Raw genomic sequence first — 14357 nt, 5'->3', positions numbered from 1 at the left:
GTTGCGGCCGTCGCTTTGACCCTCCACCCTGTCGGGGGAAAGCCCAGGGAAGACGGTTTAGACGGTTTTGGTGGTGGTCTTTTTTGTTGCAATTTTCATTGTTGCAAGTGTAAGCGCCACGCCACCAATTGTTGGCATGGTTTTCATCTTCATCGCTGTCTTTTGCAAAACGCGCATCAAATGCTCACACATTGTTCAAAAAATAACTTCGATATTTCTATAGGCAAATGTTTAAGAGTCAATAACAGTTTGACCCAGAACGGTTCGCAACATACCCACTAAATCAAAAATGGGGCCGAAATCCGGCCCCACCGTATCAACTCAATCAGCCAAAAGCCTAAAGCTTAGCGATAATCGCATCGCCCATTTCAGAGGTGGAAACTTTGGTCCCGCCAGCTTGCATGATATCGCCAGTGCGCAATCCATTATCCAAAACCCCTGCAATTGCCGCTTCAACCTTGTCCGCCAACTCAATCATTTCGAACGAGTAACGCAACGCCATCGCAAAGCTGGCAATCATTGCAATGGGATTGGCCATGCCGTGGCCCGCAATATCTGGCGCAGAACCATGAACTGGTTCATACATCGCTTTGCGCTTGCCTGTTTTAGCGTCTTGTGCGCCGAGTGAAGCAGAGGGCAGCATGCCAAGTGAACCAGTAAGCATAGCGGCCGCGTCAGACAAGATATCGCCAAATAGATTGTCCGTCACAATCACGTCGAACTGGTTGGGATTACGCACCAATTGCATCGCGCAATTGTCTGCAAGAATATGATCAAGCTGAACATCTGCATAATCGTCAGCGTGAATTTGCGTAACGATTTCATTCCACAACACGCCTGATTTCATCACATTGCGTTTTTCCGCGGATGAAACTCGATTGTCCCGGGTTCGCGCCAATTCAAAGGCAACCCGCGCAATCCGGTCAATCTCATATGTATCATAAATCTGCGTATCAATGCCGCGCTTCTGCCCGTCGCCCAGATCAATGATTTCTTTCGGCTCACCAAAATAGACGCCCCCGGTTAACTCCCGCACGATCAAAATATCAAGACCTTCAACAATCTCTTTTTTCAATGAAGACGCATCCGCCAAAGCCGGGTAGCAAATTGCGGGCCGCAGGTTGGCAAAAAGACCCAAATCTTTACGCAGGCGAAGAAGCCCAGCCTCGGGCCGCGCCTCATAAGGAACATCATCCCATTTCGGCCCACCAACGGCACCAAAAATCACTGCATCCGCTGCCAGCGCTTTTTCCATATCTGCGTCAGAGATAGCCGCGCCGTGTGCGTCATATGCACAACCACCAACAAGACCGCTGTCATAAGCAAAGTCTGTTTGGCCATTCGAATTTAGGTGCGCAATTAGCTTTTCCACCTCAACCATAATTTCTGTGCCAATCCCGTCGCCGGGCAACAATAATAGATTTTGCTTTGCCATGATCTGCTCGTCCTAAATTGGAATTTTGCGCTTTGCTACGCTTTGAAGCGCTGCCTGACAAGGCTGTGCAGGCACAATTCGTCTAAAACAGACAAGACTATAGTACAAACACTCAGCGCGATTTGTTCAAAAAGACCGCGGCCAAATGTAATGCGCCGATCAATAATGCTGAAACAGAGAATATGAAGTCACGCAATTGGGGCGCTTCTCCGTCAGAGAAAAGCGTGAAACCACCAAGTTGGAAGACAATCACACCGCCGCGTAGAAGGAAAACAACGCCTATGGCAATCATCAAATTGCGCGCCCAGTTTGCATATGGCTTTTTGGTCCCGCCCCAATATGAAATTATCGCCCAGACCAAAAATACCGTACAAACGACACCAGTTAGTATGGCCGGCCAGCTCTCACCGTTGGCATCCGCCTGAGCCATCGCCTTGCCCGCCCGTAAAAACAGATAGGCGGGTTCGCCAACAAATATTGCAACCACATGCAGTACGAACAAAATTAAGTCTGCCAAAGCCGCCAATATAAAGAGCATCATCACTTCTCCACGAAAAAACATACGCAAGCGTATATTATAATTCGCGCTAAGAAAAGTGACAATTCGCCTCACATGATGACGCTTTAATCACCAGCACCAATGCGCGCGGTAACTTCAATTTCAATTTTCATTTCCGGCTTTATTAGCCCTGATACAACCATCGTCGCTGCCGGACGGATTTCACCGAAATATCTGCCTGTGACTGCAAAGACCGCCTCTGCAAAACTTGCGTCCGTGATGTAGTAACGCGCCCGCACCACATCACTCAGAGATGAACCAGCTTCCTCAAGCGCCTTAGCGATGGTTTTGAAACAATTATCAGCCTGTTCAGCGACATCATCCGGCATCACCATTGTTTTGTAATCGTACCCAGTTGTGCCAGCTACATGCACCCAGTCGCTATCTTTAATTGCGCGTGAATAGCCAGCCACTTTTTCAAACGGTGAGCCGGTAGAAATTTTCACAACAGCCATTTCAATCCTCCATAATTTGCGGGCAAGATGACAAAACAAAAAGGGCGGCGCAATGCGCCACCCTCAAATCCATTCATCTAAACGAAGAACTAGACCTCGTTTTTAGATCCAAGGACGTTCACCTTCGACTTTATCTTCAAAGCCAGAAATCGCATCACCCTTTGTCATAGTAATCCCGACATCATCCAAACCTTCAAGCAGCGCAGTTTTACGCGAAGGATCAATATCAAAACTAATGGAACCACCGTCTGGACCAGAAATGGTTTGGCCTTCTAGATCAACAGTACTTGTCGCGTTTGAACCGCGCTCTGCATCGTCCAATAGGGCCGCCAATTGTTCTTCGGTGACCACAACCGGAAGGATGCCATTTTTAAAGCAGTTATTGTAGAAGATGTCAGCAAAGCTAGTTGAGATTACGCAGCGAATGCCAAAATCTTTCAGTGCCCAAGGTGCATGCTCACGGCTTGAACCACAACCAAAATTGTCGCCTGCAACAATGATCGACGCTTTGCGATATGCGTCCTTATTGAGTACAAATTCTGGCTTTTCCGTCACACCATCTTCTTCAAAACGCATTTCCGCAAAAAGGGCTTTACCCAAGCCCGTGCGTTTGATGGTTTTCAAATACTGTTTTGGAATGATCATATCTGTATCGATATTGATCAATGGCAATGGTGCCGCAACACCAGTCAAATTGGTAAACTTGTCCATCAGTGCATGTCCTTATAATTCTGCCCTTCAATGCCCCAGCCACGCACAAGCGTCAAGCCACGTGACGGAATGAAACGTTGAATCGGCCCGCAAAAAGTGGCTAGATGCGACAAAAATATTTGACCGGAGAGTAAAATGACGCCCCACAATAATGCAAAGCCTGGTGACTACGCCGAAACCGTTCTTCTTCCTGGCGATCCGTTGCGCGCAAAATGGGTTGCGGACACATTTTTGCAAGATGTTCAGCAGGTCAACTCTGTACGAAACTGTTTGGGCTATACAGGCACCTTCAACGGCAAACGTGTCAGCGTGCAAGCCACGGGCATGGGCCAGCCTTCTTTGGCGATTTATGTCAATGAACTGATCGATAAATATGAAGTGAAAAACCTCATCCGCATCGGCACATGTGGCGGCTTGAACAAAAAGGTCAAAGTGCGTGATCTGGTACTTGGCGCATCCGCGTCAACCGAGAGCAAAATGTTTGACCATGTTTTTGGGCACTTCACCTATGCGCCGCACGCAGATTTTGGCCTAATGCGAAAAGCCGCAGACCTCGCAGACAGCAAGCAGATGAAGTGGCATGCGGGCGGCATTGTTTCGTCCGACAGTTTTTATCAGCCCAAAGGGATTGAGAGCTACCAGCCGCTGATCGACCACGACATTCTCGCCGTCGAAATGGAAGCCGCTGCGCTCTACACAATCGCCTCAGCCAAACAATGCCGCGCCATCGCCATTTGCACCATGACCGATTGCATTTTGACCGGTGATGAAATCGACGCCGAACAACGCCAATCCTCCCTAACCGACATGGCACAATTGTCATTGGAGTTGGCCATACAGATCTAGGCAACCTAGACTTGGGGCCGGCCTTTCTACGAGGAGGTCGGCCCTCTCTCCAACGATTCTATCGTCGCCTCCAACAAGTTCAAAAAACCTTGAGCCCGTTCAATCGTAATTTTCACTTCTAGCGCTTTGGCCTTCAGAAATCCCTCGCCATCAAAATCTTGATTGGTGCCCTCCCAAAAGGCTGTGAGATTCTTCAAATCTGAGATGGAAAAGCCCGCATCCTGCGCCTGCCCAATAACATCCAACCTATCCAATATCTCTTCTGGATATTCCCGATAGCTGTTGGTTGCTTCTGGCGCTGGTAAAGATTGGATCAAGCCCTCGCGCTCGTAATACCGAATTGTATCCCGGCTCAACCCACTTCGCTTTGATAATTGCCCAATGCGCATTTCGACTTCCAAAACTCAAACCGTTGACTTTACTCCATGGTTTTTATATCAACACTTATGTCCATGCAATCTGCTGATGAAAACAATCGCCAGCTGTGCACAATTAAGTAACTGAAGGATTTGAACATGTCCGGACTTTGTCAAAGCTGCTCAATGCCGCTCAAGAAAGACCCAAACGGCGGTGGCACAGAAGCCAACGGCCAAAAAAGTGAAAAATTTTGCTCGCTCTGCTATGAGGGTGGTGAGTTTAAACAACCCAATTTCACCGTGAGCGAAATGCAGGAATTCTGCGTTGCACAGCTTCAAAAACAAGGCATGCCTAAATTCATGGCTTGGCTTTTCACCCGTGGATTGCCAAAACTGGAACGGTGGCAATAATGAGCTTAGCAGACCAACTCGCCTGCGCTCTTGAACGCAACGACGAAGTGCCAAACATTGAGTTGGCCAAGCAAGTTGCGGCAAAGGCTGATAATAGCGCCGACATATTGGAACTGCTCGGCATCGTCGCCAACGGCAAAAAAGCGCAAAAGCACGATGCGATTAAAGTACTGTACGAAGTGGCGGCAATTTCCCCGGGCTCGTTCGATCAAAAAACAACATTTCTGTTCGATCTTTTGACCACCAAAGATAATCGCACTCTTTGGGGAGCGCTCACCGCCATCGCAAATATCTGCAAAAGCTTTCCTGGCGCTGCATTTGAGCATTTGGACACCATTTTGAGTGCCGCTGACCGAGGGTCGGTGATCGCAAAAGACAAGGCTGTCGAGATTTTGACAAGCCTTGCGGGTGACGAACATTATCGCGATGTGGCAATGCCAAAATTGCTGGCACAGCTGGAAAAGGCCGCACCAAACCAATTGCCCATGTATGCGGAGATGGCGTCAAATGCGATCCCAATCGATCAGCAAGGTGACCTTGTCGCGATCTTAAAAGGACGGATGGGTGAGCTTCCAACACAAGCAAAACGCAAACGGGTTGAAAAAGTCATCGCCAAATTTTTGCAATATCAGCCTTTGCGTCTCAATTAAGGGGCTTGTCTTTTTCGCTGCCAATTGCCACTTAGGTGATGAAATTCTGAGGGCAGCATGAAAAACAATAATCTTGCAATTATTTTGGTTGGGCTAAGCTATTTTTGGCTGATCGCCACAGTTCTAATCGGCGCCAGCAATTACCCAAATTACAGTCATATTTCCCAATTCATGAGCGAATTGGGGGCACAAGGCGCCCCCAGCGCGCAATATGTAAATCTTGCTGGTTTCCTTGTGGTCGAAGTGATTTTGCTCGCCGGGCTTTGGTTAGCATCCAGCACTATACCCAAATCCGGTGCGGTAAAGGTTGGCCTCTTCATTTTCTTGGCCTATCCAATTCTCATCAGCGTCGCTGCATTCTCGCCATGTGATTTTGAATGCCGCCCGGACGACCCAACGATTACCCACACCATTCACATCAGCACCGGATTGGTGGCCTACCTTTTGGCCATATTGGGCCTTGCGACCATGACATACTATAGCCCCAGCCCTGACCAAGACAAACCAGATGCTTTTAAGCGTCTGGCCTATATTTGCAGTCCAATTTTGCTGATCTGTTTGACGAATATCACACCTGACAATAGCTATGTTGGTCTGGTGCAACGTGCGATGGAGACTGGCATTTATGTTTGGCTGCTCTACTTGTTGATCCATTGGCGCAAACTAAGCCAGCAACTTAACCATAATGGCTAACAAATCCTTAATCTTGCCGCTTGCCCTTTTTTAGTCGCGATTAATCCCCTTAATATGGAGCAACCAATTTAGGGACCAAAACGCGATGCTCGAAGACAATAATGCTGTTCGCCTGCGCGACGGGGTGAAAAACCTTGAAACAATGACGCGATTTGCGCTCGCTGTGTTGGCGCTTGCCAGCGGCGTATACACCTATTTAGGTGTGCGCAGCTTGTTGGATGGCTCCGCAGACACCGTCTTCGCTGCGGCCATTATCTATTCGGTTGCTGTGTCCGTCGGCATTTATGCCTTCTGGACCTATATGATGAAATTCCTGCCCCTCATGCGCGATACTGCACGTCGCGTGGCACTCATCGGTGTCATGGGTCTTGGTAGTTTGATGATTGTCGCCATGTCTTCTTGGCTCAATGCTGCAGCCCTTGCTGGTTCTGCCGCACTAGAACAACATCTCGCGGTCACCCTAGAAGATTATGTCGCCGATCTGGACGCGGCCCATGGCAACGCACTTTCAGCCCAAAGCCTGCTGCCAGACGTTCAACGCGCCTCATCTCGTTTTTCAAGATTGGCCAATGACGAACGCCAGTCTGGCGCTTTGACCGGAACTTCAGGTTCTGGCTCTGTTGTGCAGTTGCTCACCCAAATGTCGGCCCAGCTGGATGAGTTGGGTAACACCATCACCGCGTCGCGCAGCACCGTCAGCGCCTCGTTTGAGCAAGGCTCAACCCACCTCGCGAATATGCGCGCCTTGGTTTCTGGTGAAGGCGAAGTGCAACCCCGCGCCGACAAATTCGCCGCAGAAGCTGTCGCCCTCACAGGCGTCATAGCTTCTCTGCAAGAAACATCAATCGCTTCTTCGGTCAGCCGGTCAGCTGATGATTTGTCCCTTGGCTTTATCGCACCAGTTGCTGACGGGCGCACCCAAGACCTCGCCGACCGACAAGACGAAGTCATGCGTTCCGTTATGGGGGCTGTTCAGGCCCAATCAACCGCTCTAAAAGCCGCGGCCGATGCCATTCTCGACCAACCTCAAGTTCAGCCCCGCCGGTTTGTGCCCCTATCGTCTGCAGAAGCGGTACTGCTTTATGCCCGTGACTTTTTGCCAAGTTGGGCTGGGGCAATTTCCATTGATCTTTTGCCCATGGTTTTGGTGCTCATTTTAGCCGTGGTTTATTCCGCCAGCCGTCGCGAAGCCCAAACTTTAGACGCTGCGGACAAAATCACGGCAGCGGAAATGATGCGAGCTGTCAGTCTGTTCAACGAGATGAACAGCAATTCGAAACCTGCTCGCGAACCTGAAGTCGAGTATCAGGTTGAAGAAGCCGATCAAGAAGAGCCAATTGAAGAGCCTGCCCAAGAACCTGCGGCCACAGCAAATGACGATCCCAATGTCACTTCGATCGATGCAGCAAAACGGCAAGACTTCAAAAAAGACACCAAATCATCATGAGCATGAACGAACCGGCTAACCAAAAAGCCAATTGGTGGGGATGGCCGAGCGATGCGAACTTAATGCGCATCATCTTTTTCGGCCTATTGGTGGGCACTGCATCTGTGCTCTATTTGGATTTCAGTGAGCTGAACTTGCAGGGCGAAACCGACCCAATACAAACGGGTCGGCCGATATTGCCCGCGATTGACCGACCTGAGATCGACCCCAACGCCCCCCAATATAGCCCGACCGAGCGCGTGACGGTCCAACCAGAAATCTTGTCCGCCCCAATCGCTGCAACTTTAGGGCCAAATGCAATCATGCTTTTGTCGGGCCATATCGACCCCGGAGCTGCGGAACGCATTTTAGCCGAGTTGGAACGCACCAAAGAATATATCGACATAGTGCAGATCAATTCTCCGGGCGGATCTGTGCGTGATGCGTTGGAAATCTCAACTAAAATACGAGAACTGGGATTTGACACCCATATCGAAAATGGCGGCTACTGCGCATCATCTTGCCCGATCGTCTTTGCCGGCGGCGTCTCCCGTATTGCAGGAAAACAGGCAACAATTGGCGTGCATCAAATCTATGGCGCCGGAGACCAGATTTCAGCGCCTCAAGCCATGTCTGATGCGCAAACAACAACTGCACTCATCACCAAACACCTTGCTGAGATGGGTACTGAACCAGCGCTTTGGGTGCATGCATTAGAAACCCCACCGGAAAAGCTCTATTACTTTACCCAAGATGAACTGAGAAAATTCAAACTTGCGACGAAGTTTGACTAGTGAGCTGGGGTGACGGCGGCAGATATATCGCAACCCAAACAAACCCAACAAACAATGCAATGCGCTCGAAAACGCCTGCAAGTAGCGGAAAGAGGAATGTTGCTGGCATCGCGGCGCCGACCAACCCAACCGCGGCCCAGGCCATTGATTTGCCATAGCCGTCATCAAGCGTGCGCGCCCGCAACGCGATACCAAGCACCAGAAATATCCCACCGCCAATAAACAAGAAGCCGTGCCAATATTCAAAAGGCGCAGCCATAAATCCGGTTACATCAATCGATCGTAAATTGAACGCCCCTGCCCCAATCATGCATAAGCCCAGTGCGATAAAGGCGAAATATTCATGCCGTTCTTTGTCGATAAACTGCACTGAGTCCAAGAAGATGCCGAAACCCAAACTGACATAACCAGCCCGGACGATCCAAGCGTTCGGCATTTGCTGCCCAGCCATCTGCCCTGTTGTATGCAACACCCAATTATAGTCAGGATGCGTGAAAAACGGCCCGATCAGCACGGTCACGAAACAGATGCATATGCCGTAGAAGCTCCAATTTTGCCCGATTTGCGGCATTTTCAACCTCAATACAATATTCAGATTTCCTATTTAATGAATACGTTCAATAGGAAATTGACTATTGTCAAGCCCATGCGTTGGCAATCCAACTTACGCACCTGACTAAACATAACTGGTATGAGCATCCGCGATGCAATCGCTTCCAATTTTCAAGCCATACATGCCTGAGAACAATTTGGCACGCAGACATATGGCATTTTATGGATTTGGCACATTTTGGCGCACATGTACCAGATTGGGGTTTACGTTAATCATTAACGGGAAGTAAACAGCTCGAACCTGCCCCAAATTGACACAAAAAAACTGGCACAACGATTGCACTCTATTTGGCAACCGCAACAAAGCGGAACTTTGGTCAACACAATAGAGGTTATTATGCGTAACACATTCAAAACACTTTCAATCGCGGCATTGGCACTCGCAACAACAACAATTTCTGCGTCTGCATGGGATCTAACTTCATACGTTTCCAACACTCAGACATCTCCAGTAGTTGTGACACAATCAACAAATGTGAACATTGGTACTGTAGCGAAAAATCTTGAAATTACCGGCATTGCGATGGGCAATGATTTCCAGGCGAACCTTATTGGCGACGTCCAGATTTCTAACACGCAAGCTTTCGGCGCTGATGTCTTTTCAGACGTCAATGTAAATGTTGATGAAGTTTGGGGCAAAACAAACATCTCAAACATCGCGATCGGCTCAAATGCAACGATCACAACCGCCGGAAACCCCTGCGACAGCGGCGATTGCTTGGGTACGCATTTCGTATCAATCAGCAATGACCAATCATTCATCACACCTCCACCAATGCGCCCAATTGACCCAGCAGCAACTGCAAGCATCAATATCGGCACGCAAAATGGTGCGTTTGAGTTGACTAACTTGGCTTCAAACAATCAATTCCGCGTAACATCACCCGGCGCTGTTCTTGATATTGTTTCAACACAAGCGAGCGGCGCAATCACAACTGCAAATGCAGATGTAAATATTGGCGATGCGCTAAAAGGTGTAAAAATCACATCAGCAGCAATCGGAAACTCTGTGAATATCTCAAACGTATTCGCTGACTAAATCGAATAATCAACACCCATAGTGTTGACCAAACTGGGGGTAGCGAGACATCGCTACTCCCTTTTTTGTTTATCAATCAATTAACCAAGTTTAGTTACTTTTGCGCCGAATGGTGGAGGCAAACCAGAAGGATTTCTCCAAGTGCGTCAATTGAGTATCTGTTTATTGTCGAGCGTTTGCTGGACCCTGTTCCCCGTAGCGTCAAACGCCAGCGATTTAAGTAGCCCAGGCTCCGGGTGGGCAGAAAAGCATTATGGCTGGGAAAATGATGAAGAGAAATCCGTCCCAAAATTTGGCCTGCGCGACAACGCTGGCAACATTACTTTTACAAATACATTCACGGGCTTTGGGCATGGCACCGTTTTTGACTACGGCGTGCTGTCCTCCGGCGTCATCGACCAAACCGGCAACAAGGCCTCCACGAACGGGGGCATAAACGTCACCGTTGGCGGCAACATCATGAACGTGATCACGTCGGGTATTAACAACACTGTAATTGTTGACGCGGACCAGACCAATACCGGTAATCAATCGAGCACGATTGAGCTCAACGGCAACCTGAAATTTTGAGTGAGCAAATGAAGAAACTTATTCCAACAATCGCTGCACTCAGCCTGCTAGCTGCCTGTAACAGCCCCATTAGCAAAAGCCAACTTGGTTATGCCCGTCCAATTGGCGGGTCACAAGTCACAAAAAATGGCACAATATATTCGAGCGCTTTAACGTGTATGGCACAAGCGGCAAAAGCAAAAAGTGCCATTACACCGCGCATTGCAGTAGGCGCCATTTCAGACTACACCCAAAAAGCTGACGAAGACGGCGGCAAGAAAATCACCCAAGGTGCTTCATTGATGGCGATGAGCGCGTTTTCGAAAGCGGGCGCCAATCTTGTCGAACGCTTTGACATGAGCATTCCCGAAGCCGAACTAAAATTGGCCAATAATAAGCTTATTGGCGATGCAGGCGGCGACCCACGCCTTAACCCAAATGCTTCAAAATCACCCTATCGCCCAATTCATGCGGGCATGATTGAGGGGTCTGACTTCTTATTGCTCGGCGGCATCACCGAACTTAACTACAATATCTCGTCCCAAGGCGTGAACGGTTTTTATAATGATAGCTCCATTCAAGGCATCAAAGCGGCCTTTAAGGGCAAAACATATGTGATGAATGTGGGCATGGACCTCCGCCTTGTCGATTCAAAATCCTTACGCGTCGTCGACACGGTTTCATTGCAAAAACAAATTCTTGGTCGTGAAGTTTCTGGCGGGATTTTTGCATTCCTTTGGGGCAAACAAATTTTTGACATTGGTGGCGGCGATCGCGCGCTTGAACCTATCCAGTGGGCCGTACGTTCGGTCATTGAACGCAGCGTGCTTGAAATGAGTTCAAAAATCTATCAAGTCGAGATCGATCAATGTCTAAACTATGCTGGCAGCAAATATGATTATTTCAATTCATAGTCGGCTCGCCTGCTCCAAAACAACAAACAAGTTCTCTTTGACTTTGACACTGGCGGCCTTCCTCATGGCAGCCGTCAGCTTCAATTCGGTTGCTAGTGCGCAAGAGCTCAATGGTCAACTCATATTGAACCAAACCCAAACTGGTGCGCAGAAAACTGAAAACATCATCAATATCGAAGATTTCACAGACACATACATTGTGGATACGACCTTGGCAGCAGGCAATCAGGTCACCGCGGACCTGACAAACGGCGGCGCACAAATCACACAAACCCAGCTCGGCACAGCCAAGGCGCTTTCAACCATAACAGTTGGTAATGGCTCATTTTTGCGCGACACGGCTGTTGCTACAGGCAACCTGATTACCCTTACAGGCAATGGCGACCTTGACGAGCGAACGGCAACAATCGATCAAAACAACACTGGCGAAATCACCGGCGATGTCTGGCTCAATTCCAATTCGACAGACATCTACCAATCCAATCTGAGCATTACCGGCAACAATGCGAAGCTGACGTCAAACGGAATTCGGTCAAGCTTTTCGCTACAGCAAAGCAATGATGGGGTAACAACCGGCATTGCACGCCAAACCGGAAGTGTCGCAAGCGCCACATCAACGACGGTAATCGGCGGCAACAAAGCAAGTTTTGTAAATCAGACGTTTATACCGACCAATTTGCCAGCCTTTAATCAGTAACCTGAACCAACTCGATCACATCAAATACGGATTCAAAAAACGGTTTTGGCAATTCAAGGAGCAAACTATCCGGCTTGCCAATTGAACGGAACACACAGCCAACTTGATCACGGTCGCTGTCGCCAACATAAATGTTTGGCTCTTCATAACCGTAATGGCCCGCGCCCTTGTAGGCTATGCCATTACCCTCATGGAACAACTCACCAGTAAACCGCTGGGACCCCGTTAGCTTTTCCAACTTAAGTTGGTCGCCATCCTGATAAACCCGACAATCAAAATACGTGTAGCTAACAAGCGCCGAAATGCCGCCCAACTTTATCGTGCGGCAATCATAATTTCCAACTTGAACGGTTTTTGGCACCCGAATGCCTGACGCATAAAGGACAGAAACCGCGGCACGCTCAGCTTTTTGTTCACCCAGTAATGCTTCGGATAGCCCCTGCATTCGCGTCTGACTAACATTTTCCAAGCGCGCAACATCGCGAACGGAAAGGCCAAGCCCATCCGTTTCGCAATTCTGACTCATACTTGTTGAGGTCATCGAGAAGACGAAAATCGCCGCAAATGCTATTTTCGTCTTGATCATATCACCCTCTATTGGACGTCGCGAATGTCGACAAAGTGTCCCGCAACCGCCGCTGCCGCAGCCATTGCAGGCGACACCAGGTGGGTGCGCCCTTTAAAGCCTTGGCGACCTTCAAAGTTGCGGTTTGAAGTTGATGCGCAACGCTCTTCAGGCTTCAGCTTATCCGCGTTCATTGCCAAACACATGGAACAGCCCGGCTCACGCCATTCGCAACCCGCATCAACGAAAATCTTGTCCAAACCCTCAGCTTCCGCTTGTGCTTTAACCAGGCCGGAACCCGGCACAATCATCGCGCTTACGCTATCAGCAATTTTCTTACCTTCAAGGATCGCGGCCGCTGCCCGGAAATCTTCAATTCGGCCATTAGTGCAAGAACCAATGAAAACGCGGTCAATCGGGATATCGGTGATTTTAGTGCCCGGTTTTAGGCCCATATATTCAAGCGCACGCCATTTTGAAGCGCGAGAATTTTCATTTTCAATATCATCAGGGTTTGGCACAACGCCAGTTACCGCAACAACATCCTCGGGTGAAGAACCCCACGTCACAATCGGCGTTAGGTCTTCAGCATTCAAGGTGATCTCTTTATCAAAGACTGCGCCGTCGTCCGTTTGCAATGTCTGCCAGTAGGCTTTTGCATGACCAAACGCTTCGCCCTTAGGCGCACGAGGTTTGCCTTCGATATACTCGTATGTCTTTTGGTCGGGTGCGATCAAACCAGCGCGCGCGCCACCTTCAATCGACATGTTACAGACCGTCATCCGGCCTTCCATCGATAATGCTTCAATCGCTTCGCCGGCATATTCGATCACGTGGCCTGTGCCGCCTGCTGTGCCGATTTCACCAATTATCGCCAAAACGATGTCTTTTGCTGTAACACCATCACGCAACTTGCCATTGACCGTCACGCGCATATTTTTGGCTTTGGATTGGATCAATGTTTGCGTCGCAAGCACATGTTCAACTTCTGATGTGCCAATGCCGTGCGCCAGCGCACCGAAAGCACCATGTGTTGAGGTATGGCTATCGCCGCACACAATGGTCATGCCCGGCAATGTAAACCCCTGCTCAGGACCAACAATGTGAACGACGCCTTGGCGTTTATCAAGCTCATCAAAATATTCGACATTGAAGTCTTTTGCGTTCATCGCAAGCGTGTCCACTTGCAACTTGCTGTCTGGATCATCAATGCCGTTTGAACGATCCGTTGTGGGCACATTGTGGTCGACCACGGCCAAAGTACGTTTTGGTGCGCGAACAGTTCGGCCAGCCATGCGCAAACCTTCAAAAGCTTGTGGGCTCGTAACCTCGTGCACCAGATGACGGTCAATATAAAGAAGGCTCGTGCCATCTCCATTGTCGGCGACCAAGTGATCGTCCCAGATCTTGTCATAAAGTGTACGTGGTGCGCTGGTCATCGGTTTTGGTTCTTTCGGCATAGATCAAAGGAAATTTCAAGCGCCAGTTTTAGGTCGAGCTTAAAACTGGGTCAAGGCTAAGCTATTCAGATCAGTTCCCATCTTTGTGCCCCCAATTCACAATATTGCGCCCCAATAAGACCAAATACCTATTTGAACAGACCAATTCATACTTCTATTGTTTACACTCTAGGATTAGGCTCCCC

The 14357-nt window shown here is 49.1% G+C and carries 18 protein-coding genes; 10 read left to right on the top strand and 8 right to left on the bottom strand.

Annotated elements, in window-relative coordinates; all coding sequences use genetic code 11:
• Window positions 1–337 precede the first annotated feature (337 nt).
• From leuB to leuD, 4 genes are all read right to left on the bottom strand, one after another.
• Entirely contained in the window at window positions 338–1435 is a 1098-nt protein-coding gene (gene leuB / locus AC2D8L_RS12645) for a 3-isopropylmalate dehydrogenase (RefSeq protein ID WP_484685842.1), read from the bottom strand.
• A gap of 112 nt (window positions 1436–1547) precedes the next feature.
• The gene (locus AC2D8L_RS12640; RefSeq protein WP_484685841.1) at window positions 1548–1997 is read right to left on the bottom strand and encodes a hypothetical protein; all 450 of its coding nucleotides are present in this window, start codon (window positions 1995–1997) and stop codon (window positions 1548–1550) included.
• Window positions 1998–2059: 62 nt separating this feature from the next.
• On the bottom strand, window positions 2060–2449 hold the full coding sequence (locus tag AC2D8L_RS12635) for a RidA family protein (protein ID WP_484685840.1): 390 nt from the start codon (window positions 2447–2449) through the stop codon (window positions 2060–2062).
• 102 nt (window positions 2450–2551) lie between these two features.
• Entirely contained in the window at window positions 2552–3160 is a 609-nt protein-coding gene (leuD, locus tag AC2D8L_RS12630; RefSeq protein ID WP_484685839.1) for a 3-isopropylmalate dehydratase small subunit, read from the bottom strand.
• Between the two features lie 135 nt (window positions 3161–3295).
• Here leuD and deoD point away from each other — a divergent pair, with 135 nt between their 5' ends.
• Window positions 3296–4006 (top strand): purine-nucleoside phosphorylase, encoded by a 711-nt coding sequence (gene deoD, locus AC2D8L_RS12625; protein ID WP_484685838.1) that lies wholly within the window; start codon window positions 3296–3298, stop codon window positions 4004–4006.
• A 26-nt stretch (window positions 4007–4032) separates the two neighbouring features.
• Here the strand turns inward: deoD and AC2D8L_RS12620 are convergent, their stop codons facing one another.
• Window positions 4033–4395, bottom strand: a complete 363-nt coding sequence (locus AC2D8L_RS12620; RefSeq protein WP_484685837.1) for a MerR family transcriptional regulator — start codon at window positions 4393–4395, stop codon at window positions 4033–4035.
• Between the two features lie 126 nt (window positions 4396–4521).
• On the opposite strand from AC2D8L_RS12620, the gene AC2D8L_RS12615 reads away from it, so the two are divergent.
• The 5 genes from AC2D8L_RS12615 to AC2D8L_RS12595 all read left to right on the top strand — a co-directional run bounded on the left by AC2D8L_RS12615 (window position 4522) and on the right by AC2D8L_RS12595 (window position 8336).
• Entirely contained in the window at window positions 4522–4773 is a 252-nt protein-coding gene (locus AC2D8L_RS12615; protein WP_484685836.1) for a zinc ribbon domain-containing protein, read from the top strand.
• A complete protein-coding gene (locus AC2D8L_RS12610; protein WP_484685835.1) occupies window positions 4773–5423 on the top strand; it encodes a hypothetical protein in 651 nt (216 codons plus the stop codon). Before AC2D8L_RS12615 ends, AC2D8L_RS12610 begins: the two co-directional genes overlap by 1 nt.
• Window positions 5424–5480: 57 nt before the next feature.
• Window positions 5481–6116 (top strand): DUF998 domain-containing protein, encoded by a 636-nt coding sequence (locus AC2D8L_RS12605; protein ID WP_484685834.1) that lies wholly within the window; start codon window positions 5481–5483, stop codon window positions 6114–6116.
• Between the two features lie 85 nt (window positions 6117–6201).
• Window positions 6202–7563, top strand: coding sequence for a hypothetical protein (locus tag AC2D8L_RS12600; RefSeq protein WP_484685833.1), 1362 nt, complete (start codon window positions 6202–6204; stop codon window positions 7561–7563).
• Window positions 7560–8336: a COG3904 family protein gene (locus AC2D8L_RS12595; RefSeq protein WP_484685832.1), complete on the top strand. Its 777-nt coding sequence runs from the start codon at window positions 7560–7562 to the stop codon at window positions 8334–8336. The genes AC2D8L_RS12600 and AC2D8L_RS12595 overlap by 4 nt, the downstream gene beginning before the upstream one ends.
• Here the strand turns inward: AC2D8L_RS12595 and AC2D8L_RS12590 are convergent.
• Complete coding sequence (locus AC2D8L_RS12590) at window positions 8311–8907, bottom strand: DUF998 domain-containing protein (protein WP_484685831.1); 597 nt, start codon at window positions 8905–8907, stop codon at window positions 8311–8313. The genes AC2D8L_RS12595 and AC2D8L_RS12590 overlap by 26 nt on opposite strands.
• A 378-nt stretch (window positions 8908–9285) precedes the next feature.
• On the opposite strand from AC2D8L_RS12590, the gene AC2D8L_RS12585 reads away from it, so the two are divergent.
• From AC2D8L_RS12585 to AC2D8L_RS12570, 4 genes are all read left to right on the top strand, one after another.
• On the top strand, window positions 9286–9987 hold the full coding sequence (locus AC2D8L_RS12585; RefSeq protein ID WP_484685830.1) for a hypothetical protein: 702 nt from the start codon (window positions 9286–9288) through the stop codon (window positions 9985–9987).
• 141 nt (window positions 9988–10128) lie between these two features.
• Complete coding sequence (locus AC2D8L_RS12580) at window positions 10129–10557, top strand: hypothetical protein (RefSeq protein WP_484685829.1); 429 nt, start codon at window positions 10129–10131, stop codon at window positions 10555–10557.
• Between the two features lie 8 nt (window positions 10558–10565).
• Window positions 10566–11450 (top strand): holdfast anchoring protein HfaB, encoded by an 885-nt coding sequence (gene hfaB / locus AC2D8L_RS12575; protein ID WP_484685828.1) that lies wholly within the window; start codon window positions 10566–10568, stop codon window positions 11448–11450.
• The gene (locus tag AC2D8L_RS12570; protein WP_484685827.1) at window positions 11431–12147 is read left to right on the top strand and encodes a hypothetical protein; all 717 of its coding nucleotides are present in this window, start codon (window positions 11431–11433) and stop codon (window positions 12145–12147) included. Before hfaB ends, AC2D8L_RS12570 begins: the two co-directional genes overlap by 20 nt.
• Here AC2D8L_RS12570 and AC2D8L_RS12565 read toward each other — a convergent pair.
• The gene (locus tag AC2D8L_RS12565) at window positions 12137–12733 is read right to left on the bottom strand and encodes a DUF4893 domain-containing protein (protein WP_484685826.1); all 597 of its coding nucleotides are present in this window, start codon (window positions 12731–12733) and stop codon (window positions 12137–12139) included. The genes AC2D8L_RS12570 and AC2D8L_RS12565 overlap by 11 nt on opposite strands.
• Window positions 12734–12741: 8 nt before the next feature.
• Window positions 12742–14151 carry a 3-isopropylmalate dehydratase large subunit gene (leuC, locus tag AC2D8L_RS12560; protein WP_484686403.1) on the bottom strand — a complete coding sequence of 470 codons (1410 nt, stop codon included), beginning with the start codon at window positions 14149–14151 and terminating at the stop codon, window positions 12742–12744.
• Window positions 14152–14357: the final 206 nt, after the last annotated feature.

The organism is Maritalea sp. YIW29, assembly GCF_057219265.1.
The sequence above is the reverse complement of the archived record's forward strand: the minus strand, read 5'-3'. Positions and strand labels throughout refer to the sequence as shown.

Coding starts and splice junctions, on each gene's coding strand:
- AC2D8L_RS12595 (WP_484685832.1), top strand. CDS start 7,560: ATGAGCATGAACGAACCGGCTAACCAAAAAGCCAATTGGTGGGGATGG.
- AC2D8L_RS12615 (WP_484685836.1), top strand. CDS start 4,522: ATGTCCGGACTTTGTCAAAGCTGCTCAATGCCGCTCAAGAAAGACCCA.
- hfaB (WP_484685828.1), top strand. CDS start 10,566: ATGAAGAAACTTATTCCAACAATCGCTGCACTCAGCCTGCTAGCTGCC.
- AC2D8L_RS12635 (WP_484685840.1), bottom strand. CDS start 2,449: ATGGCTGTTGTGAAAATTTCTACCGGCTCACCGTTTGAAAAAGTGGCT.
- AC2D8L_RS12600 (WP_484685833.1), top strand. CDS start 6,202: ATGCTCGAAGACAATAATGCTGTTCGCCTGCGCGACGGGGTGAAAAAC.
- leuB (WP_484685842.1), bottom strand. CDS start 1,435: ATGGCAAAGCAAAATCTATTATTGTTGCCCGGCGACGGGATTGGCACA.
- AC2D8L_RS12620 (WP_484685837.1), bottom strand. CDS start 4,395: ATGCGCATTGGGCAATTATCAAAGCGAAGTGGGTTGAGCCGGGATACA.
- AC2D8L_RS12640 (WP_484685841.1), bottom strand. CDS start 1,997: ATGTTTTTTCGTGGAGAAGTGATGATGCTCTTTATATTGGCGGCTTTG.
- AC2D8L_RS12605 (WP_484685834.1), top strand. CDS start 5,481: ATGAAAAACAATAATCTTGCAATTATTTTGGTTGGGCTAAGCTATTTT.
- AC2D8L_RS12570 (WP_484685827.1), top strand. CDS start 11,431: ATGATTATTTCAATTCATAGTCGGCTCGCCTGCTCCAAAACAACAAAC.
- leuC (WP_484686403.1), bottom strand. CDS start 14,151: ATGACCAGCGCACCACGTACACTTTATGACAAGATCTGGGACGATCAC.
- AC2D8L_RS12585 (WP_484685830.1), top strand. CDS start 9,286: ATGCGTAACACATTCAAAACACTTTCAATCGCGGCATTGGCACTCGCA.
- AC2D8L_RS12565 (WP_484685826.1), bottom strand. CDS start 12,733: ATGATCAAGACGAAAATAGCATTTGCGGCGATTTTCGTCTTCTCGATG.
- AC2D8L_RS12590 (WP_484685831.1), bottom strand. CDS start 8,907: ATGCCGCAAATCGGGCAAAATTGGAGCTTCTACGGCATATGCATCTGT.
- leuD (WP_484685839.1), bottom strand. CDS start 3,160: ATGGACAAGTTTACCAATTTGACTGGTGTTGCGGCACCATTGCCATTG.
- deoD (WP_484685838.1), top strand. CDS start 3,296: ATGACGCCCCACAATAATGCAAAGCCTGGTGACTACGCCGAAACCGTT.
- AC2D8L_RS12610 (WP_484685835.1), top strand. CDS start 4,773: ATGAGCTTAGCAGACCAACTCGCCTGCGCTCTTGAACGCAACGACGAA.